Source organism: Rhodococcus sp. HNM0563 (assembly GCF_012726195.1).
In the GTDB taxonomy this organism is placed as follows: Bacteria; Actinomycetota; Actinomycetes; order Mycobacteriales; family Mycobacteriaceae; genus Rhodococcus.
The window spans coordinates 284,378-307,040 of the sequence record NZ_JAASAF010000002.1; the positions used below are offsets into that span (position 1 = coordinate 284,378).

General features: G+C 65.1%; 21 protein-coding genes. 6 read left to right on the top strand and 15 right to left on the bottom strand.

Features of this window, described 5'->3' with window-relative positions; all coding sequences use genetic code 11:
- Positions 1-41: 41 nt before the first annotated feature.
- The gene (locus tag HCA61_RS05085) at positions 42-1,253 is read right to left on the bottom strand and encodes an alkane 1-monooxygenase (RefSeq protein WP_169687447.1); all 1,212 of its coding nucleotides are present in this window, start codon (positions 1,251-1,253) and stop codon (positions 42-44) included.
- 245 nt (positions 1,254-1,498) lie between these two features.
- Entirely contained in the window at positions 1,499-1,702 is a 204-nt protein-coding gene (locus HCA61_RS05090; protein ID WP_054807297.1) for a cold-shock protein, read from the bottom strand.
- A gap of 162 nt (positions 1,703-1,864) precedes the next feature.
- Here HCA61_RS05090 and HCA61_RS05095 point away from each other — a divergent pair, with 162 nt between their 5' ends.
- Positions 1,865-3,130: a pyridoxal phosphate-dependent aminotransferase gene (locus tag HCA61_RS05095; RefSeq protein WP_169687089.1), complete on the top strand. Its 1,266-nt coding sequence runs from the start codon at positions 1,865-1,867 to the stop codon at positions 3,128-3,130.
- Positions 3,131-3,437: 307 nt separating this feature from the next.
- Positions 3,438-4,697: a YibE/F family protein gene (locus HCA61_RS05100; RefSeq protein ID WP_169687090.1), complete on the top strand. Its 1,260-nt coding sequence runs from the start codon at positions 3,438-3,440 to the stop codon at positions 4,695-4,697.
- Positions 4,698-4,774: 77 nt separating this feature from the next.
- On the opposite strand, the gene HCA61_RS05105 is transcribed toward HCA61_RS05100, so the two are convergent.
- The 5 genes from HCA61_RS05105 to HCA61_RS05125 form a co-directional block, all read right to left on the bottom strand.
- Positions 4,775-5,410, bottom strand: a complete 636-nt coding sequence (locus HCA61_RS05105) for an endonuclease domain-containing protein (RefSeq protein ID WP_240958955.1) — start codon at positions 5,408-5,410, stop codon at positions 4,775-4,777.
- A 399-nt stretch (positions 5,411-5,809) separates the two neighbouring features.
- On the bottom strand, positions 5,810-7,219 hold the full coding sequence (locus HCA61_RS05110) for an Hsp70 family protein (protein WP_169687091.1): 1,410 nt from the start codon (positions 7,217-7,219) through the stop codon (positions 5,810-5,812).
- Between the two features lie 179 nt (positions 7,220-7,398).
- Positions 7,399-8,718 (bottom strand): UDP-glucose/GDP-mannose dehydrogenase family protein, encoded by a 1,320-nt coding sequence (locus HCA61_RS05115; protein ID WP_169687092.1) that lies wholly within the window; start codon positions 8,716-8,718, stop codon positions 7,399-7,401.
- A 90-nt stretch (positions 8,719-8,808) separates the two neighbouring features.
- On the bottom strand, positions 8,809-9,015 hold the full coding sequence (locus HCA61_RS05120) for a hypothetical protein (protein ID WP_169687093.1): 207 nt from the start codon (positions 9,013-9,015) through the stop codon (positions 8,809-8,811).
- 133 nt (positions 9,016-9,148) lie between these two features.
- Positions 9,149-9,823 (bottom strand): hypothetical protein, encoded by a 675-nt coding sequence (locus HCA61_RS05125; RefSeq protein WP_169687094.1) that lies wholly within the window; start codon positions 9,821-9,823, stop codon positions 9,149-9,151.
- Between the two features lie 172 nt (positions 9,824-9,995).
- Here HCA61_RS05125 and HCA61_RS05130 point away from each other — a divergent pair, with 172 nt between their 5' ends.
- On the top strand, positions 9,996-11,495 hold the full coding sequence (locus HCA61_RS05130; RefSeq protein ID WP_308198770.1) for an MFS transporter: 1,500 nt from the start codon (positions 9,996-9,998) through the stop codon (positions 11,493-11,495).
- A gap of 26 nt (positions 11,496-11,521) precedes the next feature.
- Here the strand turns inward: HCA61_RS05130 and HCA61_RS05135 are convergent, their stop codons facing one another.
- Both HCA61_RS05135 and HCA61_RS05140 read right to left on the bottom strand, forming a co-directional pair.
- On the bottom strand, positions 11,522-12,928 hold the full coding sequence (locus tag HCA61_RS05135; RefSeq protein WP_169687095.1) for a DUF2252 domain-containing protein: 1,407 nt from the start codon (positions 12,926-12,928) through the stop codon (positions 11,522-11,524).
- Between the two features lie 14 nt (positions 12,929-12,942).
- A complete protein-coding gene (locus tag HCA61_RS05140; protein WP_169687096.1) occupies positions 12,943-13,356 on the bottom strand; it encodes a hypothetical protein in 414 nt (137 codons plus the stop codon).
- Positions 13,357-13,496: 140 nt separating this feature from the next.
- Here HCA61_RS05140 and HCA61_RS05145 point away from each other — a divergent pair, with 140 nt between their 5' ends.
- Positions 13,497-14,816, top strand: a complete 1,320-nt coding sequence (locus tag HCA61_RS05145; RefSeq protein WP_169687097.1) for a diacylglycerol kinase family protein — start codon at positions 13,497-13,499, stop codon at positions 14,814-14,816.
- A 59-nt stretch (positions 14,817-14,875) separates the two neighbouring features.
- Here the strand turns inward: HCA61_RS05145 and HCA61_RS05150 are convergent, their stop codons facing one another.
- From HCA61_RS05150 to HCA61_RS05165, 4 genes are read right to left on the bottom strand one after another with little or no spacing between them, the layout of a single operon-like run.
- Complete coding sequence (locus tag HCA61_RS05150; RefSeq protein ID WP_169687098.1) at positions 14,876-15,481, bottom strand: response regulator transcription factor; 606 nt, start codon at positions 15,479-15,481, stop codon at positions 14,876-14,878.
- The gene (locus HCA61_RS05155; RefSeq protein ID WP_169687099.1) at positions 15,478-16,509 is read right to left on the bottom strand and encodes a sensor histidine kinase; all 1,032 of its coding nucleotides are present in this window, start codon (positions 16,507-16,509) and stop codon (positions 15,478-15,480) included. Before HCA61_RS05155 ends, HCA61_RS05150 begins: the two co-directional genes overlap by 4 nt.
- Positions 16,510-16,559: 50 nt before the next feature.
- Positions 16,560-17,321: an ABC transporter permease gene (locus HCA61_RS05160; protein WP_169687100.1), complete on the bottom strand. Its 762-nt coding sequence runs from the start codon at positions 17,319-17,321 to the stop codon at positions 16,560-16,562.
- Positions 17,318-18,244, bottom strand: coding sequence for an ABC transporter ATP-binding protein (locus HCA61_RS05165; protein WP_169687101.1), 927 nt, complete (start codon positions 18,242-18,244; stop codon positions 17,318-17,320). Before HCA61_RS05165 ends, HCA61_RS05160 begins: the two co-directional genes overlap by 4 nt.
- 151 nt (positions 18,245-18,395) lie before the next feature.
- Between HCA61_RS05165 and HCA61_RS05170 the strand changes: the two genes are divergently transcribed.
- Together HCA61_RS05170 and HCA61_RS05175 are read left to right on the top strand one after the other, a co-directional pair.
- Positions 18,396-19,010, top strand: coding sequence for a hypothetical protein (locus HCA61_RS05170; protein WP_206039672.1), 615 nt, complete (start codon positions 18,396-18,398; stop codon positions 19,008-19,010).
- Positions 19,003-19,644, top strand: coding sequence for an RES family NAD+ phosphorylase (locus HCA61_RS05175; RefSeq protein ID WP_169687102.1), 642 nt, complete (start codon positions 19,003-19,005; stop codon positions 19,642-19,644). The genes HCA61_RS05170 and HCA61_RS05175 overlap by 8 nt, the downstream gene beginning before the upstream one ends.
- Before the next feature lie 126 nt (positions 19,645-19,770).
- Here HCA61_RS05175 and HCA61_RS05180 read toward each other — a convergent pair whose 3' ends face one another.
- A complete protein-coding gene (locus HCA61_RS05180; RefSeq protein ID WP_169687103.1) occupies positions 19,771-20,943 on the bottom strand; it encodes a CoA transferase in 1,173 nt (390 codons plus the stop codon).
- Positions 20,943-22,646: an acyl-CoA dehydrogenase family protein gene (locus HCA61_RS05185; RefSeq protein WP_169687104.1), complete on the bottom strand. Its 1,704-nt coding sequence runs from the start codon at positions 22,644-22,646 to the stop codon at positions 20,943-20,945. The genes HCA61_RS05180 and HCA61_RS05185 overlap by 1 nt, the downstream gene beginning before the upstream one ends.
- Positions 22,647-22,663: the final 17 nt, after the last annotated feature.

Genomic DNA, 22,663 nt, shown 5'->3' on the forward strand with positions numbered 1-22,663 from the left:
CGCGCTCTCCCCCGAGTCGCGATCCGATCGTTATCGCAAACTCATCTTCCTGTTACAGGATTACCGGGCTGTCCGTACCGCGCAAGCAGTGCATCCACTTTGACCGGATCCATGTTGATACGACTCAGATCGTAGTCGTAGTGCTCGAGAAGCTTCGGATCGATGACGCGACGCCACAGCGGCGGGAACAACGACAAGATGATCAGGACGGCGTATCCCGCGGGAAGCTGCGGCGCATCCTCCATGGACCGCAATGTCTGGTAGCGACGCATCGGGTTGGCGTGGTGGTCACTGTGTCGCTGAAGGTTGTACAAGAACAGGTTGGAACACATGTGGTTGCTGTTCCAGCTGTGTTCAGGTGCCACCCGCACATACTTGCCGTCGTCCCGCTTGCGGCGCAGCAGCCCGTAATGCTCCAGATAGTTGGCACCCTCGAGGAACATGATCGCCATCACGGCCTGCACGACGAGCCACGGCGCGATCTGCCAGCCGAACGCGGCAATGAGGGCGGCGTAGAGCGCCGCGCTCAGCAGCCACGCGTTCAGGACGTTGTTGTTTTTCGGATTCCACGTCGACACACCGCGCCGGGCCAGTCGCGCGCGCTCGTATTTCCACGCCGACGTCAAGCTTCCCATCACGGACCGCGGAAGGAACTTCCAGTAGCTCTCACCGAAGCGTGCGGTCGCGGGATCTTCCGGAGTCGCGACACGGATGTGATGACCGAAATTGTGCTCGACGTAGAAATGGCCGTAGAACGACTGGGCGAGGGCAATCTTCGCGAGTCGTCGTTCGATCTTCGTTCGCTTGTGGCCCATCTCGTGCGCCGCGTTGATTCCGACGCCACCGACGATGCCGAGTGTCGCGGCCAAGGCGAACCGTTCGGCCCAGCCCATCGGTTGTGACACCCACAACCAGCAGCCGAAGACCAGTCCCGCGTACTGCAGTGGCAGATACACATAGGTGCAACGCCGGTAATACCTGTCGTTCTCGAGATCCTTCATGACCTCTTCCGGCGGATTACTGGTGTCAAGTCTCGTGAAACGGTCCACGAGCGGGCAGATGACGGCGATCATGATGGCGCCGGTCGCCCAGAAAACTCCGAGATGCAGATAGTGGACCAAGAGCCACGCGAGAAAAGGACTCAGCGGGATGGCCAGGCCGTACAGCCACAGATATCGCTTGGGGTCACGCCATTGCCGCTGGTTGCTGCGCCGCTGCTGGCTGTGCGCAGCAGAGCTTCCTCCCCTTGTCACTGACACGATCAACCCGCTCCAAGCCACCCGGGAGAATCCCCCGAGCACGATCCCTGCTTGCCCACAGAAATAAGCTGATCTCTGTGACCCCCGACGCGGGTAGATGTTACCGAAACTCACCCCATCTGCAGCAATCCCCTGCAGGTTTGTGCCCCAACGCACAGGGGCCACCACTGACCACGACCTACACGACGACGGCGCCGCATCTCACGATGCAACGCCGCCGACAGAAACTGTGGGTCGAGTCAGATGACGCGGACGCCCTGAGCCTGCGGCCCCTTCTGCCCCTGTCCGATCTCGAACTCGACGCGTGCACCCTCGTCGAGGCTCTTGAAGCCCGAACCCGAGATCTCGGAGTAGTGCACGAAGACGTCAGCTCCGCCACCGTCCTGCTCGATGAAGCCGAACCCCTTCTCTGCGTTGAACCACTTGACTGTTCCCTGCGCCATTCCGAGTACTCCTAAATCGTCCCGCTTCATCTCCCCGACGAAGCAGATCTTGCATGGAGCACCAATCATTGCACTGATACGGACAAACGTCGCCCCCGAGTTTCGACAAATTTCGCGTGTCGTGGAAAACCGGGTGAAAATCGTTTGCTGGGCAGTGGCACGATGGTCCCCGTGAACAACGAGGATCAGGGCCAACTTCATCATCGGATGACACGCACACTCGAACAGTCGTCCAAGCTCCAGAACGTGCTGTACGAGATCCGTGGGCCGGTACACGCCCATGCCTCGCGGCTCGAAGCCGAAGGTCACCGCATCCTCAAGCTGAACATCGGCAACCCCGCTCCGTTCGGATTCGAAGCCCCCGACACGATCGTGCAGGACATGATCGCGTCGCTCCCCCACGCGCAGGGCTACTCCGAATCACGCGGTATCGCCTCCGCGCGCCGCGCGATCGTCACCCGCTACGAGCTGGTGCCGGGCTTCCCCAAGTTCGACATCAACGACGTCTACCTGGGCAACGGCGTGTCCGAGCTCATCACCATGACGATGCAGGCGCTGCTCGACGACGGCGACGAAGTCCTCATCCCCGCGCCGGACTACCCCCTGTGGACGGCGATGACGTCGCTCGCAGGCGGCACCCCCGTCCACTACCTGTGCGACGAGACGAACGACTGGAACCCGGACATCGACGACATCGAGTCGAAGATCACCGAGAAGACCAAGGCGCTGCTCGTCATCAATCCGAACAACCCCACCGGCGCGGTGTACTCGGCGGAGGTCCTCACCCGGCTGGTCGCACTCGCCCGCAAACATCAGCTGCTGCTGCTCGCCGACGAGATCTACGACAAGATCCTCTACGACGACGCCAAGCACATCTCGCTGGCGACGCTGGCTCCCGATCTGCTGTGCTTGACGTTCAACGGCCTGTCGAAGGCCTACCGGGTAGCCGGGTACCGGTCGGGCTGGATGGTTATCACCGGTCCCAAGGAGCACGCGTCCGGGTTCCTCGAAGGCATCGATCTGCTCGCCTCCACTCGCCTGTGCCCCAACGTCCCGGCACAGCACGCGATCCAGGTGGCGCTCGGTGGCTACCAGAGCATCGACGATCTGGTGCTTCCCGGCGGGCGCCTCCTCGAGCAGCGCGACGTCGCGTGGGAACGTCTCAACGCGATCCCCGGCGTCAGCTGCGTCAAGCCGCGCGGCGCGCTGTACGCGTTCCCGAGGCTCGATCCCGAGGTGTACGAAATCCACGATGACGAGAAACTCGTCCAGGATCTGCTGTTGCAGGAAAAGATCCTCATGGTGCAGGGCACGGGCTTCAACTGGCCGAACCACGATCACCTGCGCGTCGTGACGTTGCCGTGGGCACGCGACCTTGCGGTGGCGATCGAGCGATTCGGCAACTTCCTCTCCAGCTACAAGCAGTAGGAATCGTTGCCAAACGGATATCTGGGCAGTCCTGGCTCGGAAAATACCAGGTCGCAGGAGGTCTACCCGAATCGACGCCAGCGAATTGCCCAGGGTGACCAGACCCACACGGTAAACAGCTTCCCCGATTGGTGAAACTACAAGTACCTTGGTCATCGGCACCTCGAGTGCCGGGCTCCCTGGCTCACGCCATCCCCCCCTGTGCGAAGCCAGGTGAAGGTGGCGGGGACACCCCCTGCTCCCCGCCACCACCAGCCCTTTCTCCCCCGACACGGATCTTCTTTCCGGCTATGGCTAGCCTGTTGCGGTGAGTCATGGACACGGGCACGGACACGGCCACTTCGACGGACCCGCTCCACTCGCTCCCCTCGCCGCAAGGATCGTCGTCGGCCTCCTGGTCGCGATCGGCGCGGTGGTGCTCGTCGGCACGGCGATGCTCTGGCCGAGCGAGCAATCCGTCGACATTCCCGCGCCGTTCCAGACCTCCGACGGCGGCGCCGTCGTCACCGAGGCCGGAACGGTCGTCGAGCAGAGCAGCGGGTGGTGCGGAAGCGCGTCGATGGGCCGGGTGTTCACGGGTGAGCCCACGCCGCCGCCGACCGAGTCGTTCGAATGCGAGCGCAGTGTCATCGACATCGAGTCGGGCCCCAACGCCGGTACCCGCACTCTGCTCGAAGTCATTCCGGGCCCCGGCCAACCCGAATTGCACAGCGGCGATTCGATCCGCCTGGTGCGCCAGACCGATCCGAGCGGCGCAACGGTGTACTCGTTCTACGACTTCGCCCGCGGATTGCCGCTCACGCTGATCGTCGCGGCGTTCGCGATCGTCGTCATCGTGGTCGCCCGGTGGCGCGGTCTGCGCGCCCTGATCGGGCTCGGTGTCGCATTCGGCGTCCTCGTGATGTTCATGCTCCCGGCGTTGCTCGACGGGCAGCCTGCCGTCCCGGTCGCGCTGGTGGGTGGTTCGCTGATCCTCTACGCGGTGCTGTATCTCGCACACGGCGTCAATCTGCGGACGAGCTCCGCACTCCTCGGCACCCTCGCGTCGATGGCCCTGGCTGCGGTGTTGTCGTATGTCGCGATCGAGATGACGCACCTGACGGGTCTGTCGGAAGAACAGAACACCGACGTACAGCTCTATATCGAGCAGGTGTCGATCACAGGGCTGCTGCTCGCCGGTTTCATCATCGGTTCGCTCGGTGTACTCAACGACGTGACGATCACCCAGGCGTCGTCGGCGTTCGAGCTTGCCGGCCTCGACCCGCGGGCCTCTCGCCGTGAGATCTTCGTCTCGGCGATGCGCGTGGGTCGCGATCACATCGCCAGCACCGTCTACACCCTCGTCCTCGCCTACGCAGGTGGCGCACTGCCGCTTCTGCTCCTGTTCTCCGTCGCGGGCCGGTCGGTGTCGGATGTGGTCACCGGCGACGCCGTCGCCATCGAGGTGGTTCGCGCGTGTGTCGGTGGTATCGCGCTGACGCTGTCGGTGCCGCTCACCACCGGCATCGCCGCGGTGCTCGCTCGCACCGGCGCCCCGGCCGCACCCGCCGGCCGTCACTCACGGTGACAAATCTTCCTCCGGTCGCTCGGGTTTCCTCGGGTCGTGAGGGAACGGGAAACCGGATTGTTGGGGGAAGATTTGCGTCACGCATGCTTTCGGCTCTTGCCCGCGCGTGTGATGCAGGCGGCGACGGCGTCGAATCGGTCCAGGTCGCGCCATGTCCAGCGGACGACCTGGAATCCGAGCTCGCGTAGAGCGTCTTCGCGTCGCTTCTCCGCCACCAGGTCGCGACGGTCGTCGTATTTGCCGAGACCATCGAACTCACCGATGACTCCGCTGTCCTTCCAGAAGAAGTCGAGACGGTAGGTGCGTCCATCGCGAGCCCGGACGGCCTGCTGCAGGATCGGCGTCGGTAGGCCGCACTCGGCGATGCGTACCCGCGACCGGGACTCACCGACACTTTCGCTGCGCCCGTCGAGGAACGAGACGACCGCGCGGGCAGCCGCCGCGCCATGGCCCCACGATGCGGAGAGCACGGCGTCGGGAAGCCGATCTCGGGCGGAAGGATCGAGCCTCAGCGCGGAGTCTCCCGCAACCACTGCCTGCTCGAAAGGCAGTGACCGGGCGAGGTCGACGATGGTCCGCTCCGTCGAGGTGACAGGAACACCGATGTCGACGAGGTCCCCGTCGGAGAATCGGGTCTGGTGCCGATACGTGCTTTCGGTAATCCGCCCCTTGCTCCCCGAAACGTGTATCCGGCTCAGGTCGACATCCCACACGCCGAATCCGTGGACGAGGGCCGCGGAGACATGACTGAGCGCGTGACCGGGCTGGAGTCGGGACCCTTCATGCCTGGCGCGGACGCGATGGTGGCCGAAGGCGTCGAGCGCGTCGTAGTCGATCCGACGGAGATACAGTCCGCGCGCTATCGGTGCGAGACTTCCGTTCCGAATCGCTTAGGTGATGCGGTCGTCGGAGACGCCGCGTGAACGAAGGAGGGCGCGGGTGAGCGTTGTGGGATCCGGCATGCAGTGAGCCTGCCCCAAAACGAGCCCCAAAAACCGAGCAAAGGCGACATTGTGGATAACTCCGGCGCCTGTGGATAATCCTTCCCCCACCAACCCGGCTTCCCCTTCCCTCACGACCCGAGGAAACCCGAGCAAACGGAGGAAGCTCGCTCAGAGCCCCGGAAGCTGGATCTGCGGGAGCGGCGGTAGCTCGATCGTCGGCAGCTCGATGACGGGAAGCTGAACTCCCGGGATCAGCTGCGGCGGCGGTGGCGGCGAGGGCTCCGGCGACGGGGGAACCGGGCGGTGTTCGCTCTGCGTCACCGTCGTGGTGACGGGAGGTGTGGTGGTGACGGTGGCCGGTGCGACGGCAGGCTGCGGACGCGGGACGCTGCGCGACGTCGTGGGCGTCACGAACGTCTCGGTGGGGCTGGCTCCGTCGTCGTCGGATGATCCGGAGAACAGGCCGTTACCTGCACCGAGGCTCACGCCGATCACCGCGACCACGGCCAGCGCGGTTCCGGCGAGACCGGCGCCGGAGATCTGCTTGCCACTCACCTCGGGTCCTCGGTGGCTCAGCGCGCCGATCCACGACTTCTTCACCGTGGCGGCAGGTTCCGGCTGAGCGGAAGGTTGCACCGGCGCGGTGACCACCGGGATCTGCTCGGTGACCGCCGACATGTCCGCCGCGGGCGGAACGATGCGGGTCAGGGAGCTCACCGACTGCGGGGCCGACGGTTTGCCGGCGAGAATCGCACCGCCCTTGGCGAGCACGAGTTCGGGCTCGTGGGGCACGACCAGCGGAAGCCCGATCCACGAGCGCAGGACTTCTTGCACGAGCGGGATGTGAGCGCCCCCGCCCAGCAGGACGACCGCGTCGGGATTGCGGCCCGAACGGGCGATGACATGGTGCACGAACTGCGCCGACGACTCCACACACTGAGCGATGAGCGGGTCGAACGTGTCGCGCGACATCAGCACGACACCGGCTGCACCGGGCACGGCGACACTGTCGGTCGCCGACAACTTCTCCTTTGCCTCCCGGCATTGCGCCGACAGTTCGTCGTCGGTCGCCGGGTCGTCAGGCCGCCACACACCGTTGGTATCGAGCTGGTGCTCGCGGATCACCTGATCGAAGATGCGGCCCCCGATGGTGTCGGTGCGTTCGGCAAGAACCTCACGGAGGCCGAGATCGACGATGGTGACGGTGAGACCGGAGTCGCCGAGGTCGTAGAACACGGCGGTGTCGCTGCCCAGCTCACCGGTCGCCTGCAGGTACGCGAGCGCTGCTTCCGGTTCGGAGACGAGCGTGAAATTGCTCAGGTGCTCGACGGCAAGCGCCGCGCGAATACGCTCGGCCTGAGCCTCGTCACGGTAGACGATGCCCAACGCATCGATCGGCTCCCCGGCGATACCGGTCTGGCTCAGCACCCCGAGTGTGCGGGCAGCGAGCCGAGTGGGCTCGTCCTTGCCCGCCTCCACCACTTGGAATTGGAATCCCGCCGACGGTGCAGTCCGGTCGATAGGACGCACAATCCGGACGGCGCTTTCCCCCACGGTTACCCCGAGAACCGAACTCATCAGCCGCCTTCGACAGTCGTTTGTCGCGCCGGCTGTCAGCCACCCCCGGCACCTCGCACCCGGACGATGGTACCCAATAGGTTTTTCCATATCACTCGGGTCGGCATCGCTCCGGGTTCGCCACGCCGAACCTCGCGTGACAGTTACGTGAAGTAACTATCAAATACGTGAAGTAACCATCAAACTGCGACGCCCAGCCTCGAATAGGCCCATCCGGCGCTTTCCCACATTTCTCGGTCGAGGCACGCCCGACCGTCGAGCACCGACTTGGTGTTGACGACCGACGCGATCGCCGTCGCGTCGAGGTCACGGAACTCGGGCCACTCGGTGAGCACGAGCACCGCGTCCGCCCGAGTGCATGCCTCGATGGCGCTCGTCGCGTAACCGAGGGTCGGAAACACCCGTCGGGCGTTGTCCATTGCCTGCGGATCGAACACCGTCACCGCAGCGCCCTCGAGCTGCAGTTGACCGGCGACGTTGAGCGCCGGAGAGTCGCGGACGTCGTCGGAGCCCGGTTTGAAGGCTGCTCCGAGAACCGCGATTCGTGCGCCGAGGACCGAGCCGCCACACGCTCGTCTCGTCAGTTCCACCATCCGTGTCCGTCGACGCATGTTGATGCTGTCGACCTCGCGCAGGAAATGCAGCGCCTGATTGGCGCCCAGTTCACCGGCGCGGGCCATCAAGGCACGGATGTCCTTCGGCAGGCATCCGCCACCGAATCCCAGCCCGCTGCCCAGGAAGCGCCGGCCGATCCGTTCGTCGTGTCCGAGGATGTCGGCGAGTTCGACGGCGTCGGCCCCTGCGACCTCGCAGACCTCGGCGATTGCGTTGATGAACGAGATCTTCGTGGCGAGAAAGGCATTCGCCGACGATTTCGCGAGTTCCGCAGTGCCGAGGTCGGTGACGAGGAAGGGCACGCCGCGGTCGATCAGCGTCGCGTACACGTCGCGCAGAATCGCTTCGCCGCGCCCTGTGCCCTTGCGCTCCACTCCGCACACGAGACGATCCGGCGACAGGGTGTCCTGCACCGCGAACCCTTCGCGGAGGAACTCGGGATTCCATACGAGTTCGATGTCGGCCGGTGCCGCAGCGCGCACCCGTGCTGCGAGGTCGACTGCCGTCCCGACCGGCACCGTCGATTTGCCGACGATCAACGCAGGCTCGGTGAGGAGCGGGCTCAGTGCGTCGACGACGGCGTTGACGTGTGACAGATCCGCCGCGTACTCCCCCTGCTTCTGCGGCGTCCCGACACAGATGAAGTGGACCTCGGCGAACGCTGCCGCGTCCTCGTACGAGGTGGTGAAGGCCAGTCGACCGGCCTCGAGATTGCGGCGGAGCAACTCGGCCAGGCCCGGCTCGTAGAACGGCACCTCACCTGCTTCGAGCTTCGCGATCTTGCCGGCGTCGATGTCGACTCCGAGCACGTCGTGCCCGAGCTCGGCCATGCAGGCCGCGTGCGTCGCTCCCAAGTACCCTGTTCCGAACACTGCGCAGCGCATACCTGACTTGTTACGCAACGGATGTGAGCGACGGGCAAACCGCGAGAAGCATCGCGCGAACGGCCGGTGTACATCCCCGCCCGGGCGAACTCAGCCGGGCGCCGGCATCCCCGACAGGAGGACACGTGCTCGACGTTCGACGAACAACGGCACGAACTCTCTGATCTTGCGACCATCGAATTCGGCCCTGAGGTCGGCGACCAGCGTCTCGATATCTGCGACGGGAACTTGGGGGAAACGGCTGCTCAACTGCTGGATCACTCGGGATATACCCTGATCCTCCGCGGTGGCGCTCATGTGAATATCATCCCCCTCGACCCAGGGTTCGTCACCCTGATCGCGGCCTGATTTTGTGGTATGCCACAGCACCGCCCCGGTCCGCCCGAAACATCCGATTTGCGCCGCGCGGACGTGGCAGCTCGGCCGAGTCTCAATCGAGCAGGTTCACTGCATTTGCCACCACGAGACTGAGGATGACAATCGACAGAAGCGACTGCACCGCCATCGTGAGCTTCGCCCACCGTGCCAGCGGCATGACGTCGGTCGGACTGAACGCGGTCGCGTTGGTCAGGGCCAAGTACAGGTAGTCGACGAAGATCGGCCGCCATCCGGGCGCCGCGAGGCGCAGATCAACCTGCTGGGGAAACGCCAGATCGGGATGGGCCGGTGGCCGAAGATGGCGGGTCACGGGTCCACCGCCGTCGAGTTCCCAGTACAGAAAGGCGAACGCGAGCACGGTCTGCAGCCACACCAATGCTCCCGCCACAAGCAACTCGTTCGGCACCGTTGTCTGCGGGGCGCCGTGGAGCAGATCCCATACGAGTCGCCCCGCACCCCACGCCGCGCCTGCGGCAATCACCACCACGAGCGCAATCGACAACGCCCGCACCCATCGTCCGGGCCGGTCGATCCGGCCCGGATCGACGACAATCAGCGCGAGGAGCACAAAACCTTCGATCGCAGGCAGGAACCAGTCGGTGCCCGGCGAATAGCGCGCGGGCAACAGGAACGGCACGGCCATCGCAGCCAGGACGAACGCCGATGCAGTCCAGCGGCGCTCCGCGCGAGGCGAGCCCCCCTCGGGTGTGAGCGAATCGTCGCCCATGCCGAACCCTCGTTCCTGAATGCGGAACCCTCGTGTGCGAGCGTCCGTACGTTGTCCGATGGTGGGTGTACGTTGATGCGTCTGAGCTTCCGTGGCCGGGTGCCGTTGATCGTTCCGGACGATTACCTTGCTCGCCGGTCGCCGAGACGAAACGAACGGTGAGGAACAGCGCGTGACCGATACGAGCCAGCAGCACACCTACGCCAGGCCCTGGCCTGCGCTGTGGGCGCTGTGCCTGGGCTTCTTCATGATCCTCGTCGACACCACCATCGTTGCGGTGGCGAATCCGGCAATCCTCGAAGCCTTCTCCGCCGACATCAACAGCGTCGTCTGGGTCACCAGCGCCTACCTCCTGGCGTACGCAGTGCCCCTGTTGATCACCGGGCGCCTCGGCGACCGTTACGGCCCGAAGAGGCTGTATCTGACAGGCCTTGCACTGTTCACGGTGGCGTCTCTGTGGTGTGGCCTGTCCGGCAGTATCGAAATGCTGATCATCGCGCGGGTGTTCCAAGGTTTCGGCGCCGCCATGATGACCCCGCAGACGATGGCCGTCATCACCCGCACCTTCCCGCCCGACAAGCGCGGCACGGCGATGGGCCTGTGGGGCGCGACCGCAGGCGTCGCAACACTGGTCGGCCCACTGGCAGGCGGCATCCTCGTCGACGGTCTCGGCTGGGAATGGATCTTCATCGTCAACGTGCCGGTCGGCGTCATCGCCTTCCTCGCCGCGATGCGGTACGTCCCCGCACTCGAGACACACCCGCACAAATTCGACATTCCGGGTGTCGTGCTGAGCGCTGCGGGCATGTTCCTTCTCGTGTTCGGTCTGCAGGAGGGCAACACCTACGACTGGTCGCTGCGGATCTGGCTGATGATCGGGTCCGGACTCGTCCTGCTCGCGCTGTTCGTCTGGAACCAGTCGCGCAACAAGGACGAACCCCTGCTCCCCTTGGTCCTCTTCCGCGACCGCAACTTCTCGATGGCCAACATCGCGATCACGTCGATGGGCTTCTCGATCACCTCGATGATGCTGCCCCTGATGTTCTATGCGCAGAGTGTGCGCGAACTGTCCCCGACCGGATCCGCTCTGCTGATGGTGCCGATGGCTGTGCTGTCCGGTGTGCTCGCCCCGTTCGTCGGCAAGTTGGTGGACCGCACGCATCCGCGCTACATCGCGGCACCCGGGTTCCTGATGCTCGCAATTTCGCTGGCATGGCTGGCACTGGTGATGACCCCGCACGTCGCGATCTGGGAATTACTGCTGCCGATCTCGTTGATGGGCATCGCCAACGCCTTCATCTGGTCGCCGCTCGCCGCGACCGCGACACGCAACCTGCCGCCGCACCAGGCCGGCGCGGGCTCAGGCATCTACAACACGACCCGGCAGGTCGGGGCTGTCCTCGGCAGTGCAGCCATCGGCGCCCTCATCACCGCGCGCCTATCTGCCAACGGGCTGTCCGGTGGGGGCGGCGGCATGGAGGGCATGTCCGGCGAGATCCCCGAATTCGTCCGCGACGGTTTCAGCTCGGCGATGGCCGAGTCGACACTGCTGCCTGCGGCGGTGCTGGCCATCGGGTTCGTTGCTTCCCTGTGCTTCGCCCGTCCGGTTCGTGCGGACGAAGAGCGTCCGGCCGAGCAGCCTACGACCGAAAGCACCGACGCGAAGCCGTAGGGACCGGCTCTGCGCGATCACTCGTCTCAGAGGCCGGGTCGGGCGGTGATCCTTCCCTGACCGATCGCGTCGACCAGCAGCGCATGATCCTCGAGGTTGCGCGCCGCGTACGTTTTCGCGAATGCCATCATCGACTCGTCGAATTCGGTTCCTGATCCGAGGTATTCGGCGATGGCGATGCGGTCGCCACTGCGGGCGTGCGCGTAGGCCAGGGTCCGTCCGCACAGCCGTCCGTACAGAGCCAGACCTTCCGGCGACATGACCTCGACCGCGGCCGACCCCTTGCCGTCGCGCAACTGCCGTAGGTAGAAGTCGCGTCGTACACCGTCGACGCCGGGCCCCTGTTCCCAGCCGAGGAAGATGTCGCTGGTCGCCTGCATCAGCCGCTGGCCGTTGACGACCCGTTCGCCTTCGTTCTGGAACATCGGGCCGTCGACGTATCCGGACAGCACCGACTTCTGCGCTTCTTTCGCCTGCAGGAACAGCGGGTCTCCGTCGTCGGCGCCGACCAGCAGGAAGATGAACGCCCGGGTACCGACGCTACCGACACCGACGACCTTGCGGGCCGCCTGCACGAACTCGAATTGTTCGAGCAGAACGCGACGGTCCCACTGCAACGTCGACCGGTACGCGTGCATGCGCTGATGCAACTCTTCGTACAGCGCCGCGGTGTCACCCACGGCGAGCGCTTCTTCCAGCGGAACGATCAGCGGCGGATTGTGGATGATCTTCCGCTCTCCGTTCACGACCTCGGTGAGTTTGCTCAACGCCTGGACGCTGTCGCGGGTCTTGGACTTCTCGAGCATCTTGCGGGTGCGTTTCTTCATCGTCGTGTCGAGTACGTCCCGCAGCTCGACGAGATCGGTCGTCGGCTCGATGTGCGAGTACCACACCGCGAGATTGCCGCGCCCCGCCTGGACGAGCATCGTCTCCCGATACTCGGCGGCGCACGCCCGCGTGATCCGTTTGATGTGCTTACGGCGGTACCCGTTCTCGAGACCCGCGACGGCCAGGCTCGCCACCAACCTCTTGACATCCCATTCGAACGGGCCGGGGTAGGTTTCGTCGAAATCGTTGACGTCGAACGCCAGCTTGCGTTCCGGAGTCGCGAAGATCCCGAAATTGCTCAGATGCGCATCCCCGCACAGTTGCGTGTGCAGACCCGAATTCGGGGTGCGTGACAAGTCGTCGGCCATCACGAGGGCCGCACCCCGATAGAACGGGAAGGGCGACGCCGACATCCGCCCGTACCGCACCGGCACGAGCTCCCGGACTCGTGACATCGCCTGCTGCTCGAGCAAACCGATCGGGTCGCGTGCGGAATCCGTGTCGACTTCGGCGAGCGACTCCAACGGAGTCACCTTCCGAGCAGCACGACCGCGCTGTGCTCGCTCTTCACGGGACAGGTGCGCGACCACACCGGAAGCGGACATCGGCACTCGCCCGATCAGACCTGGCCGGAATCAACCCGGTCAGGGTTCCATGTCACGATTGCCCAGATGACGACGACATCGAGTGCGATGATCAGGATCGACCACCATGGGTAGTAGGGCAGCCACAGGAAGTTGGCGACGATCGACAAGCAGAGGATGCAGATCGCCGCGAACCGCGCCCAGAGAGCGCCCGTGAACAGAACCAGACCCGTCAGCGTGACGAGGATGCCGAGGATCAGGTGGATCCATCCCCACGTGGTGAAGTCGAACTTGTAGATGTACTCGATGCCGGTGACGAACACTTCGTCCTTGGCGATGGCCGCGATGCCCTGGAATATCTGCAGAACACCGACGGTGACAAGAAGAATTGCTGCGCCCATGGCAGTTCCCTTGGCGACAGCCTGCTTGGTATCCAGCTCTCCGGCCATGACTGTTCCCGTCTCGAATATGTATTGGACGGAATCAAGTGTGCGCCTTTGTGGACGGTTCGACGGCATAACGGCACAATTCCGACGTAACACGATACTCGGATAGCTACCGTGGGCCAGCGTGCGAGAGGTGGGCCGGCATGCCCGAAACTCTGATCATCGAGAACGGAACACCCGGTCAGCGCTGGTGGGCGCGTGCTGCCTTCGCCCTCGCATTCCTCGCCGTCGCCGTCCCGGTGCTGTTCGCCGGTCTGCTGAGCACGATGGGGATTCTCCTCATCGGGGTCGGCGGTGCGGTGGTTTTCGTGGCCGCCCTGTACTGGTTCCTCGCCGGCCGTGGTGCGCTTCGCTGGGCAACCCTGGCCGTAGCGGTGCTCGCACCCCTGACGGTATTCGTGTTCTTCATCCGGGCGAATCTGCTCGCAGTGGTGATCGCGTCGCTGATCCTCGCAGTCCTCGCAACGACCTGCGCTCGTGCAGCGTTGCGACGCAAGGCTTCTGACGAGGTGATGTTGGAGATCCCGGCAACACCACCGAGCCACCCGTTCCTCATCATGAACCCCCGATCCGGGGGTGGAAAGGTCACGCGGTTCGATCTTCAGCACAAAGCGGAGAAACTCGGCGCCGAAGTGGTTCTGCTCGACGAGACGAACTTTTCCGCCGTCGATGAACTCGCCCGCCGGGCAGTCATGAACGGCGCAGATCTGCTCGGCGTTGCCGGCGGCGACGGTACCCAGGCACGTGTCGCTGCGGTCGCCGCCGAGTTTCGGGTGCCGTTCATGGTGATCAGCGCCGGGACACGCAATCATTTCGCGATGGACCTCGGGCTCGATCGCGACGATCCCACGCGGTGCCTCGATGCGCTCCGCGACGGCGTCGACATTCGCATCGATCTCGGGCGGATCAACGGGCGGGCGTTCGTCAACAACGCGTCGTTCGGTGTGTACGCCGAGGTGGTACGTAGCCCCGCCTACCGAGACGACAAGACTCGGACCGTGCTGAAGATGCTTCCGGATCTGCTTGCCGGACAGTCCGGCCCGAATCTGGTCGCGCAGATCGGCGACGTCACCGTCCGCTCCCCGCAGGCCGTGCTGGTGAGCAACAACCGTTACGGCGGAAGCGACCTCGCGGGCATGAGTCGCCGGGACCGGCTCGACCGGGGGCTGCTCGGCGTCGTGACGGTGTCGGTCGCCGGCGCCGGCCAGGCAGTCTCCCTGCTACGACGAGCCCATGCGCGCGGCCTGACCCAGCACGAGACGTCCGAGGTGATCATCGACGCCGACACACCCGAGATCTCGGTGGGGGTGGACGGTGAGTCTCTCTTGTTGACCACGCCGGTGCGGTGCACGATCGAGCCGGGGGCGTTGCGGGTGCGGGTGCCCCGTGAGCGCCCGGGCACCAAGCCGTCATCGCCTCCGGTCGATTGGGTACGGCTGCGTGCGCTTGCAAGGTACGGATAAGCACCCCGGGGTGATGGTCGGACGGAATAGCCGACGTCGTCCCAGCACGGGCGTCACGCTCAGATCCACCCGTTCTGCTGGGCTCGCCGTGCCGCTTCGACCCTTGTCGTCGTCCCCGTCTTCCCGATCGCCGACGACAGGTAGTTGCGCACCGTCCCCTGCGACAGGTGCACAACAGAGGCGATCGCGGCGACCGGGACACCGTCCAGTGCCGCGCGCAGCACGTCGCGTTCGCGGTCGGTGAGTGGATTGTTGCCACCGGCGATGGACTCGGCAGCCAGCGCCGGATCCACGACACGTTCGCCTCGCCGAACTCGCCTCACCGCTTCGGCGAGTTCGGCGGCGGGCGTGTCCTTGACGACGAACCCCGACGCACCCGCTTCGAGGGCAGAGCGCAGGTAGCCGGGTCTGCCGAAGGTGGTGACGATCAGCGACCGCACGCCGGGAAGTTCGCGGGCGAGTTCCCCGGCCACCGTGATCCCGTCGAGCCCCGGCATTTCGATGTCGAGCAGGCACACCTCGGCGTTGCTCGACCGTGCGGCGTCGACGACCTCGTCGCCTCTGCCCACTTCGGCGACGACGTCGATGTCGCCTTCGAGTCCGAGCAGGGCCGCCAACGCACCACGCACGAGCGCCTGGTCGTCGGCCAACAACACGCGAATCATCCGAACTCCACCTTCAGCTCTGTGCCTACCCCCGCGGGCCCGGCACCGACGGTGAATTTCCCGCCCGCCGATCGGACTCGATCGCGTAGACCCCGCAGGCCGTTGCCCTCGCGAATGCCGTCGGTGCCCACACCATCGTCGGTGACGCGCAACGAATGTCCGTCGAGGTCTATCTCGCAGTGCTGCGCGTTGCTGTGCCGCACCACATTGGTGACCGCTTCCCTCAGCACCCAGCCGAGCACAAGGCGATAGCGGGGGTCGACGACGGAGGCGTCGCCGCGCATTTCGACGTCGATCCCGGCGTCGCCGAGTGCGGCGGTTGCGCGGTCGAGTTCGTCGCCGAGCCGCGCAACCCGCAGCCCTGTGACCGTGGCCCGTACTTCACCGAGGGCTTCACGGGTGAGGGAACGGATCGCAGCGAGCTCCGCCTTCGCGCGCTGCGGGTCGGCGTCGACGAGTCGTTCGGCCAGTTCGGCTTTGACGGTGACCGCGGTGAGACTGTGGCCGAGGACGTCGTGCACGTCGCGGGCGACGCGGTCGCGTTCGTCGGCGATCACGAGTTCGTTGCGCAGTGCGTTGTACTCGTCGTCGCGGTCGCCGACCGCGCGGATCACGGCGGTGATCCCACCCACCAGCACGACGATCAACGTATAGAAGAAGTCGTCACGAAGGGTCCCGTTCCACCACGGAACCAGCAGGCATACAGCGGCGACGACGACAAGGACGATCATCCTGGGCACGAACGTCAGCGTGAACATCGCGAAGGATACGACGAATGCACTCATACCCAGTGCGTCCGTACCGATGTGCAGGCTCACGGCGCCGATCAGCAGCACCAGAAGCGGGAGGTGGACGGCCGCGATGCGGGCCGGGGGTGTCTTCTCGGTATAGAGCGAACGGAATCCGTGGATGTACACGATCGCGAATGCGGCGATGCCTGCACTGCCGAGCGCCCTGCCGAGGGTCGATCCTGTGGTCAGCACCTCGGACAGAGGGTAGATCAGGAACAGGAGCCAGACGGTGGCCATGAACCATCCGAATCGAGCCCACGGGTCCTCGTCCGTTCGTCCGCTTTCGGTCACTGCCGGCCCCGCCCTCGTTTCACCAGGTAGGTCGAGAGAACCACGAAGATCACCGCCCACACCGACAAGTTGAGCGCCGGTACCCACAGCGGTTCGGCAGGTAGCGGGTTGCCGTTGCTGTCGATCAGGACGCCCTCGGTCAGAGGGTACCGGGCGAGCGCCACGTAGCCGTAGAGCGGCGTGAACTTCGCGATGGCGAGCATCGTGCCGGAGAGGGGAACGAAGATGTTGCCGAGGAACGCGAGAACCACCAGGCTGCCGCTCGCGGCCCCGACAGCCGCTTCCGATCGGAATGCGAGACCGAACATCAGGCCGTACACGGAGAACACGGCAGCGCCGACGAGCACAGCGATCGAACTCAGGATCCAGGCGCTCCACTCCCCCGATGCTCCCGTGAACACACCGAGGATGAAGATCAGAGCGATGGGGATCGCGGCGAACACCAGCGCGACAGTGGCCTTCATCGCGACGAACCCGGCGTCTGTCAGCGGCGTCAGACCGAGTTGACGTCCCCACCCCTGCATGCGTTCGACGGCGGCCATCCCGCCTATTCCGGTGGTCGCGGTGACCGCGCCGTACGCGGCCATCGAGATCATGATGTACATGGCGACGTTGCCGTGGCCGGCCGATTCGGACGAATACGACTGCGATGCACCGAAAATGATGTAGAAGAAGGCGGGCAGGACCGCGATGAAGAAGACGCTCACGTAATCACGGAACTTGCGGCGCAACTCGAGGCGAATGAACGTAGTGGTCATGCGGGCACCTTCTCGGTGAGTGCGAGAAACGCGGTTTCGAGTGAACCACCGGTGATTTCGAGGTTCGTAGCGCCGAGGTCGACGAGGAGCATGCGGGCCACGTCGTCGGAATCGGTTGCCCTGATTTCGATCCGGTTACCCATCACCGAGATGTCGGCGACGCCGGGATGCGACTTCAGCGCGGCGTACATCGCATCTTCGCGTCCGTGGGCGATGTCGGCCGAGACGACCCGTCCCGCGGCGATCGTGCGGATCTCGGATGTCGGGCCGTCTGCGACGACACGTCCGTCGGCGATCATGACGATGCGGTCGGCGAACGCGTCGGCTTCCTCGAGGTAGTGGGTGGCGAAGACGACGGTGCGTCCGGCGTCGGCTTCGGCGTGCATGGTGGACCAGAATTCGCGGCGGGCACCGACGTCCATCCCCGCAGTCGGTTCGTCGAGGACGATCAGGTCGGGGTCGGGCAGCAGGGCGAGGGCGAAGCGCAGTCGTTGCTGTTCACCGCCCGAACATTTCGACACCATCCGGCTTGCGAGCTTCGTGACCCCGGCCCGCTCGAGGACTTCGTCGACGTCGCGGTGTTCGGGGAAGGTGGAGGCGATCATCTGCACGGTCTCGCGGACGGTGAGGTCGCGCAGCAGCCCGCCGGTCTGGAGTACCGCAGAGACTTGGCCTGCGGCGATGGCGTGCCGTGGCGGTTTCCCGTAGACCGACACCACCCCGGTGGTGGGTTCGGTGAAGCCCAGCACCATGTCGAGAGTGGTGGTCTTGCCCGCGCCGTTCGGGCCGAGCAGCGCGACGATTTCGCCGCGCCGCACGGTCACGTCGAGGTGGTCGACGGCGTGTACTTCGTCGCCGCCTCGGGGCCGGAAACTCTTGACGACGTCGTGCAGCTCGATGGCTGCGACATCCCTGTTGTTCATGATCAGAAGTCTGCTGTGTCGCGGGGTGCGCCGCGATCCCCGTCCGTCACAAGATCACGATGACAAATGTCAGACGGGGACCCCTGCCACCACCCGAGAAATCTATGGTAGACTTCTATATAGAATCGGGTTCAGGGCACCGAGGAGGGACATGGCACACAAGCCTGCAGGCTCGAGCTACCAGCCCGATCCGCAACAACAGCGCAGCAGCATGAGCGACCACGAATTCATCGCCCGGATGCGAGCCGAGCTGTACAGAAGACCAAGCATGCGCCTGATCGCCGACAGGGTCAGCCACATCATGCTCGCCGGACGGATCGATCGAGACGACCCGATCCTCGAACTCATCGAATCGGACGACATCCTCGACGAAAAGACCGTCCTGAGCGACGCCGTCGAACACATCCTGTCATTCCCGCACCTGTCCGCCAAAGAGGTCGCAAACCAGTACAACAAGAACTGGGCCAACCCCAGCGATGCGCTACGCAAACTCAGCACCAAAGGCGAAGTCATCGGACTCAAACGGGCCGGGAAGTTCCGGTATCCGGCGTTTCAGTTCTCGCAGTCCGACGAGGCGAATCAGGTAGCGCGGGAAGGCAACGTGAATCTCGGCGCCCGAGATGACCCGTGGGGTGTCGCGTCATGGTGGCTCTCACCCAACCCGTCGGCCGAAGATCGCAAGTCTCCGGCCCAACTTCTGAATGAGGGATCGCTCGACGCCGTGCGCGCGTTGCTGGATGCCGAGATCGCGGACGACCTTGCCTAACCGCCCACCACCGGCATCGGTCACCGCGCACATCGGGTCGCTCACCGCCGGAACCACGCTCTGGCGTATCCACTCCGGCGACCCGGACCGGGGGGCTTTGACCCTGAATCCGACCCCGGCGGGATCGGGAGGCGGACGGTTCGACTCGTCCGACGGGTCGTACCACTACACCTATTTCGGGGAGGACATCTCCACGTGCATAGCGGAGACCTACTGCCAGTCGCTCCCGTTGGATGATCACGTTCCCAGAATCCTGAGGAAGGCCAAGCTGGCCGGTCGAGTCCTGTCCCAGGTCACCGTCACCGACGATGTCCCGGTCGCACTGCTGCACGGCTCTCATCTGGCAGCGATCGGCCAAGACACCTGGCTGACGAAATGCGACCCCGTCGACTACCGGACCACCCGAGACTGGGCAGCATCCATCCTGCGCGGGACCGACGGCGCGCTCGGCATCAAGTACCGGGCACGCAACGACGAGGACAAGTTCTCCGTCATCATGACGATCACACCCCATGCAGGTGTGAGGCTGCATGAGCTGATGACCGTGTCCCGGGGCCCGATCAAGCTCGATGACCGCGCCGGGACAGAGTTGATCAGATCCCACCTCGCGGCATACAACGCAACACTCGTCTGAGCGTCCACATCCATCTCCCGCTGTCCGCAATCGACATGGGGATGGTGGATGTGGGGCCCATGAGGAAACGACGCACGCGCCACATCGCCGTCCTCCCGATACCAGATACCCGAATCAGGACAAATGTCAGACGGGGACGGTCCGATACTTCTCCAGCACATCGTCGGTGTGCTCGCCGTGCACCGGTGGCGCCGAGCGCAGCCGGGGTCGCACTCCCCCGAAGTTGACGGGGAAAGCAATCTGTTCGAGCGGACCCGACGCGTGGTCGACGGTGCCGATCATGCCGATCGCGGCGGTGTGCGGGTCGTCGTAGATCTCGTCGAGGTGCCGGATCGGCGAGACCGGCACCGCGTGTTCCTCGAGTACCCGGCACCAGTACTCGACGGTGTGCGCGGCAAACACCGCGGTGAGCACCTGTTCGAGCTCGTCCCGGTGTTCGATGCGGTCTCGGTTGCGGTGGAACCGCGGGTCGGTCGCAAGTTCTGCGCGACCCATCGCCCGGCACAGGGCATCCCACAATCCGTCGTTGCCGACCGCGACGACGAAGTAGCCGTCACTGGCCGGATATGCCTGGTACGGAGCAAGGTTGGGATGCGCTGAGCCGAGTGCATGCGGACGCTGTTTCGTCGCGAAGTAGTTGGTGGCCCAGTTGACGTGCATCGCGAGCTGGCATTCGAACAGCGAGGTGGTGACGTACTGGCCACGTCCGGTTCGGCTCCGTTCGACCAGGGCCGCGAGCACGCCGATCACACCGAACAGGGCTGCGCCGAGGTCACCCATCGCGTAACCGGCCTTCATAGGCGCCCCACCCGGCTCGCCGGTCAACGACATCAGTCCGCCTGCCGCCTGGGCGACCATGTCGTAGCCCGGCTGGTCTGCCAGGGGCCCTTCGTCGCCGAACGCCGAAATGTGCAGGACGACGAGGTGCGGGTGCCGTTCCGACAATGCGCGGTAGTCGAAGATCTTCTGCAGCCCGCTGCCCGGTTTGAAGTTCTCGACGACGACGTCGGCGTCCTCGAGCATGCGGTGGACGATCCGCTGTCCCTCCTCCGATTTCAGGTCGAGGGTCACCGACTTCTTGCCGCGGTTGACCGCGAGATAGTAGGTGGCGTCGTCCCCGACGAAAGGTGGGCCCCACGTGCGTGTGGGGTCGCCGCCATCGGGATGTTCCACTTTGGTGACATCGGCACCGAGGTCGGCGAACGACATCGTTGCGTAGGGTCCGGCGAGGATCTTGGACAGATCGACCACTTTGACGCCGGCGAGGGGCGCCGGTCCGGTGACGGGATTGTCGGTCATCAGTGTGCTCCTGCGAGTGAGTCCGTCGCCGCGGCGTGCGCAACGGACGGGTCGATATCGGTGCCGTCGACGACGACATCGAGGTGTGCCAGCGCGACGGCATTCGGTTCGCCGGCCAGGCCGCTGAGGTAAGCATTGGCCACCAGCAGCGACCGGTATCCACGACCACGGGCGATGTGGCCGGACGCGAGGTCGACGAGCAGCGTGGCCATCACGGTACGCGCGAGATCGTCCGTGTAGGTGGCACAGAGGGTTTGAGCGCGCACGTCGTCGCCCGCGAGCAGTTCCTCCCCCTTGGCCTCGAGCACATCCCACCGTTCCCGCAGTTCCTGGACGGCAGGTGCGCAGTCGCCTCCCGCGGAGTCGAGCATCGCGCGCATCGCTACCGCCAGGTCGCGGTGTGCACCGTTCTTGCGCATGGAGCGCAGGACGTCGAGGGCGATGACGTTGCTCGAGCCCTCCCAGATCGACCCGAGGTGCGAGTCGCGGACGAGTCGCGCGAACACCCGGTCCTCGATGTATCCGTTGCCGCCGCGGATCTCCATCGCCTCGCCGGTGACAGTGCGTGCCCGCTTGCAGATGTAGTGCTTCGCGACGGGGGTGAGGATCCGGACGATGCTGCGTGCAGCGTCGTCACCGCGGTCGGCACGGTCGAGGGTGGCGCCGCTGTAGGCGACGAGTGCGAGCGCTGCCTCGGCGTCGAGTGCGAGCGGCAGCAGTGTCGCGCGCATGAGCGGTTGGTCGAACAGTTTCTTGCCGAACACTTCCCGTACCCGGGTGTGCTCGACCGCGTCCCGCAGAGCGCGGCGCATGAGCGCGCTGGAGCGCATCGCGTTGGAGAGCCTGGAGGTGTTGAGCATCTCGGTCATCTGACGGAAACCGCGGTCGAGTTCACCGACCTGTATGGCGTATGCGCCGTGCAGCGTGACTTCACCGCTGGGCATCGAGCGGGTGCCGAGTTTGTCCTTGAGCCGATCGATCGTGTACGAGTTCCGCGTTCCGTCGGTAAGTCGCTTGGGCACCATGAACATTCCCACGCCGCGTGTGGAATTCTCGGTGCCGCCCGGGAACCGAGCGAGCGTGACGATGACGTCGGCGTCCGGGTTGGAGGCGAACCATTTACGGCCCGTCAGGCGCCACTCGGTGCCGTCGTGTTCGGCACGGGTCTCGGTCTGCGCGATGTCGGTTCCGGCCTGCGTCTCGGTCATGAACATCGCGCCGGTCAGCGCCGCGTCCGGGTCCGTGGAGGTCAGTCCGTCGATGTAGGGCCCGAACACGTCGGGATCGCCGAACATGCGCAGCGTGCGGGCAGCGGCATCTGTCATCGACACCGGGCATGCGAGCCCGAACTCGGCCTGCACGAACAGGTACGACGCGAGGTATTTGACGAGGTGCGGGGGCACGTCCGTCCAGCCGTGGACGGGGCGATGCGAGAGTGCGGAGAGCCCGTACTCCGAGTAGGCAGCGCGACACAGTTCCAGATAGGCGGGGTGGTAGTCGATGGTGTCGATGCGCTCACCATCGTGGTCGTATTGGCGCAGTGTCGGGGGGTGCGCATTGGCGGTGGTGGCGAGTGCGTCGAGTCGCTGTGCAGCGTCCGCACCCAGGCGGTCGAGAAGACGCTCGGTGAGTTCACGGTCGGGTTCGCCGATCCACTGGTCGAGCACTGCCTGGAGTGCTGGGTCCTCGTGTGCGTAGTTCATCGTCGTCCTTTCGGCAG

Bases quoted from the DNA above. Each gene is read 5' to 3' on its own strand.
- HCA61_RS05185 (WP_169687104.1), bottom strand. From the start codon at position 22,646: ATGAACTACGCACACGAGGACCCAGCACTCCAGGCAGTGCTCGACCAG.
- HCA61_RS05165 (WP_169687101.1), bottom strand. From the start codon at position 18,244: ATGAACAACAGGGATGTCGCAGCCATCGAGCTGCACGACGTCGTCAAG.
- HCA61_RS05180 (WP_169687103.1), bottom strand. From the start codon at position 20,943: ATGACCGACAATCCCGTCACCGGACCGGCGCCCCTCGCCGGCGTCAAA.
- HCA61_RS05150 (WP_169687098.1), bottom strand. From the start codon at position 15,481: ATGATTCGCGTGTTGTTGGCCGACGACCAGGCGCTCGTGCGTGGTGCG.
- HCA61_RS05145 (WP_169687097.1), top strand. From the start codon at position 13,497: ATGCCCGAAACTCTGATCATCGAGAACGGAACACCCGGTCAGCGCTGG.
- HCA61_RS05095 (WP_169687089.1), top strand. From the start codon at position 1,865: ATGGTCCCCGTGAACAACGAGGATCAGGGCCAACTTCATCATCGGATG.
- HCA61_RS05160 (WP_169687100.1), bottom strand. From the start codon at position 17,321: ATGACCACTACGTTCATTCGCCTCGAGTTGCGCCGCAAGTTCCGTGAT.
- HCA61_RS05110 (WP_169687091.1), bottom strand. From the start codon at position 7,219: ATGAGTTCGGTTCTCGGGGTAACCGTGGGGGAAAGCGCCGTCCGGATT.
- HCA61_RS05155 (WP_169687099.1), bottom strand. From the start codon at position 16,509: ATGGCCACCGTCTGGCTCCTGTTCCTGATCTACCCTCTGTCCGAGGTG.
- HCA61_RS05170 (WP_206039672.1), top strand. From the start codon at position 18,396: ATGGCACACAAGCCTGCAGGCTCGAGCTACCAGCCCGATCCGCAACAA.
- HCA61_RS05120 (WP_169687093.1), bottom strand. From the start codon at position 9,015: ATGAGCGCCACCGCGGAGGATCAGGGTATATCCCGAGTGATCCAGCAG.
- HCA61_RS05135 (WP_169687095.1), bottom strand. From the start codon at position 12,928: ATGTCCGCTTCCGGTGTGGTCGCGCACCTGTCCCGTGAAGAGCGAGCA.
- HCA61_RS05090 (WP_054807297.1), bottom strand. From the start codon at position 1,702: ATGGCGCAGGGAACAGTCAAGTGGTTCAACGCAGAGAAGGGGTTCGGC.
- HCA61_RS05125 (WP_169687094.1), bottom strand. From the start codon at position 9,823: ATGGGCGACGATTCGCTCACACCCGAGGGGGGCTCGCCTCGCGCGGAG.
- HCA61_RS05140 (WP_169687096.1), bottom strand. From the start codon at position 13,356: ATGGCCGGAGAGCTGGATACCAAGCAGGCTGTCGCCAAGGGAACTGCC.
- HCA61_RS05115 (WP_169687092.1), bottom strand. From the start codon at position 8,718: ATGCGCTGCGCAGTGTTCGGAACAGGGTACTTGGGAGCGACGCACGCG.